Origin of the sequence: Streptomyces sp. NPDC060205, assembly GCF_042728395.1 — a bacterium.
Taxonomy (GTDB): domain Bacteria; phylum Actinomycetota; class Actinomycetes; order Streptomycetales; family Streptomycetaceae; genus Streptomyces.
In genome coordinates, this window is the sequence record NZ_JBHWZP010000560.1 from 1 (window position 1) to 3,337 (window position 3,337).

Consider the following 3,337-nt stretch of genomic DNA (forward strand, 5'->3'; position numbering starts at 1 on the left):
CAGGGTGGTGGTCTTCTCCGGGTCGTTCGTGGAAGCGGCCGACACCAGTTCCAGCAGCGCCTCGGTGTTGTCCGTGTCCTCGATCAGCCCTTCTTTCAGCACCCGTCCGAACTGCGCCCAGAGCTTCGTGTAGCGCTCGCCGTCGTTCGCCTGCATGGTCTTGATCGCGCCGAGGACCTTCTTGACCAGGCGTCGGCGTACGCCGCGGATCTGGCGGTCCTGCTGCAGGATCTCGCGGGAGATGTTCAACGACAGGTCGTGGGCGTCGACGACGCCCTTGACGAAGCGCAGGTAGTTCGGCATCAGCGCTTCGCAGTCGTCCATGATGAACACGCGCTTGACGTACAGCTGCACCCCGCGCTTGGTCTCCTGGGAGAACAGGTCGAACGGTGCCTGGGCGGGCAGGAACAGGAGCGCCTCGTACTCGAAGGTTCCTTCGGCACGCATGTGGATGGTCTCGGCAGGGTCGAGCCAGTCCTGGCTGAGCTGCTTGTAGAACTCGTTGTACTCCTCCTGGGTGACCTCGGCGCGCGGCCGGGCCCACAGGGCCTTCATCGAGTTGAGGGTGTCGACCGCGGGGGCGGCTGATCCGTCGGTGTCGGTGCGCTCGGAGGCCATCCGGATCGGCCAGCGGATGAAGTCCGAGTACCGCTTGACGATCTGGCGGATCTTCGACTCGGACAGGTAGTCGGCCAGGTCGTCCTCGCTGTCGGCCGACTTGAGGTGCACGGTGACGGAGGTGCCCACGGGCAGGCCGTCGACGCTCTGGATCGTGTAGGCGCCCTCGCCGTCGGACTCCCACCGGGTGCCGGTGTCGGAGCCCGCCCGCCGGGTGAGCAGCGTGACCTTGTCGCCGACCATGAAGGCGGAGTAGAAGCCGACACCGAACTGCCCGATCAGGCTCTCGGCCGTGGTGGCGTCCTTGGACTGCTTGATCTTCTCCATCAGGCCGGCGGTGCCGGACTTGGCGATCGTGCCGATCAGGTCCACGAGATCGTCCCGGCTCATGCCGATTCCGTTGTCACGGACGGTCAGAGTACGGGCGTCCTTGTCGGCCTCCAGCGCGATGTGCAGGTCGGCGGTGTCGACCTCGGTGAGGCTGGAGTCGGTCAGCGATTCCAGCCGCAGCTTGTCCAGTGCGTCCGAGGCGTTCGAGATCAGCTCGCGCAGGAAGATGTCCTTGTTCGAGTAGATCGAATGAATGACCAGTCGCAGCAACTGGCGTGTCTCGGCCTGGAATTCCAGCGTCTCGACACTGCTGTCCATGCGGGAACCTCTCCATGGGATTCAACGGGAACGTCATGAAAGTACGGCACCGGGCCGTGGCGGACGGATGCCCGCGACGGCCCGATGAGCTCGGCAGCGTCGGTGGCATGCGGAGCGGTGCGCAGCGGGGTCCGCGCCGGGTGCACTTCGGCCGCGAGCCGGGTGGGTCCGGCGATGTGCCCGGCGAGTTGCTCGCGCATGCGCCGCTGCAGCAGGCGCCGATCTGTGTGCGTCCCCGCTGGACGCGGATGGTCGGCCGACCGCGGTCACAGGCTCCTCCCCCGGGTTGTCATCGTATAGATGACAACACATTTGTCATCTGACGGATGACATGTCGGTGATGTTGGTGGAGCGTCGGCGGCGGCTTTTCGCGATGCCGATGCCGATGCCGGCCGAGATGCCGGTGACCGGGACCACCGCTCCGGCAAGGCGCATGAAATCGCCCTCAGGCGGACTCTTCCACCGCGTGCGAGTCGGTGAGGGTGGCGGCGCCTCCCGCCGCGACCAGGCCGACGATCACCGCCAGTACGGCGTAGGTGATCCGCTCGCCGTGGAAGAACGAGTGCACGAGGCTGTCACTCCACACGCCTGCGGGCAGCCGGGTGGTGACCAGGGCGGCGATCAGGGTGCCGACCATGGCCGTGCCCACGCTGGTGCCGACCTCCTGAGCCGTGTCGTTGAGGGCCGTGCCGATCGAGGTGCGGTTTTCCGGCATCGCCTCGACCAGGGCGATCGCGCAGATCGTCATGACGGTACGCAGCCCGATGGTCATCACGACCATGCACACAGCGATGGCCGCGTACCCGTGGTCGACGCCCCAGGCGAGACCGGCCAGCGCGCCGGCCAGGCAGGCCGCGCCGACCAGACAGGCGATGCGGTGACCGAACCTCTTCGCGAGCCATTCCGACAGAGGTGTCGCGGCGATCATGGTCACGATGATCGGCAGGTTCGCCAGCCCTGCTCGCACGGGGCTCCACCCGTAGGCGTACTGGAAGTGGAGGATGAGCCCGAACATCACACCGGCCATCGCGATGGACGTACCGATCTGCGCGATGGCCGCGCCGCGGACAGTTCCACTGTAAAAGATCTTGAGGTCCAGCATGGGTGCTTCGCTGCGGCGCTCGTGCCACACGAACGCGACGCCCGCGGCCACGGCGCCGAGGCTCGACAGGATCGTGGTGGTGGAGAGCCAGCCGTGCTCGACGCCGCTGGTCAGCGTGTAGCAGGCCAGACCGATGGTGAGCACGCTCAGCGCGGCGGCCGGCAGGTCGAGCCGGTCCTTGGTCATGTCGTCGGGCCGGTCGGCCGCGACGCCGAGTCGCACGCCGATGGCGGCGATCAGGGCGATCGGCGCGTTGACGAGCAGCAGCCACTGCCAGCCGGCGTGGGCGAGCGCGGTACCACCCAGCAGAGGACCGAGCACGAACCCGGACATGCCGACGATGATCATCAGGGTCATCGCGCGCATGCGCAGCGCCTGGTCGTCGAACAGCCTGAAGACGAGCGAGTTGGTGATGGGCGCCATGGCCGCGGCGGCGATGCCGAGTCCGGCTCTCAGGGCGATGAGCTGCCCGGCGGAGTCGACGGCGACGACGCACAGGCTCAGCAGGCCGAACACGGCGAGGCCGATCAGCAGCACGCGTCGGCGCCCGAAGCGATCGGCTATGGATCCCGCCGTCAGCAGGAGCCCGCCGAACGTCAGCGAATAGGCGCCGGTGACCCATTGCAGGGCGGTGGTGCCACTGCCCAGATCACGGCCGATCGTGGGCAACGCGATCGACAGCAGCGTGTTGTCGACCATTTCGACGAAGAAGGCCAGACAGAGTGCGGCCAGCGGGATCCATGCCGCGCGGAGCGACGGATAGGTACGGGAGATAGCGGGCTCGGTGGTCGCGATCATGGCCGGCCTCCTTCCAGAGCATCGCCGCACGACGGGCGACGCCCGATGTGGAACGCGATTCGATGAACGAACGTTGTTCGATGATGGAACGTGGTTCCACCGTAGTACGCCGTTCGATGTCGCGCAAGCTGTGAGGGGATGAGAGCTCTGACACCGCCGCGAACACGCTCC

The 3,337-nt window shown here is 67.0% G+C and carries 2 protein-coding genes; both read right to left on the minus strand.

The genetic code is table 11. From position 1 onward, the window contains the following. A partial coding sequence (htpG, locus tag ACFWGJ_RS42865; protein WP_387334385.1) for a molecular chaperone HtpG occupies positions 1-1,266 on the minus strand: 1,266 nt, incomplete at its 3' end. Positions 1,267-1,711: 445 nt separating this feature from the next. Then, positions 1,712-3,166 carry an MFS transporter gene (locus tag ACFWGJ_RS42870; protein WP_387334386.1) on the minus strand — a complete coding sequence of 485 codons (1,455 nt, stop codon included), beginning with the start codon at positions 3,164-3,166 and terminating at the stop codon, positions 1,712-1,714. Between the last annotated feature and the right edge of the window lie 171 nt (positions 3,167-3,337).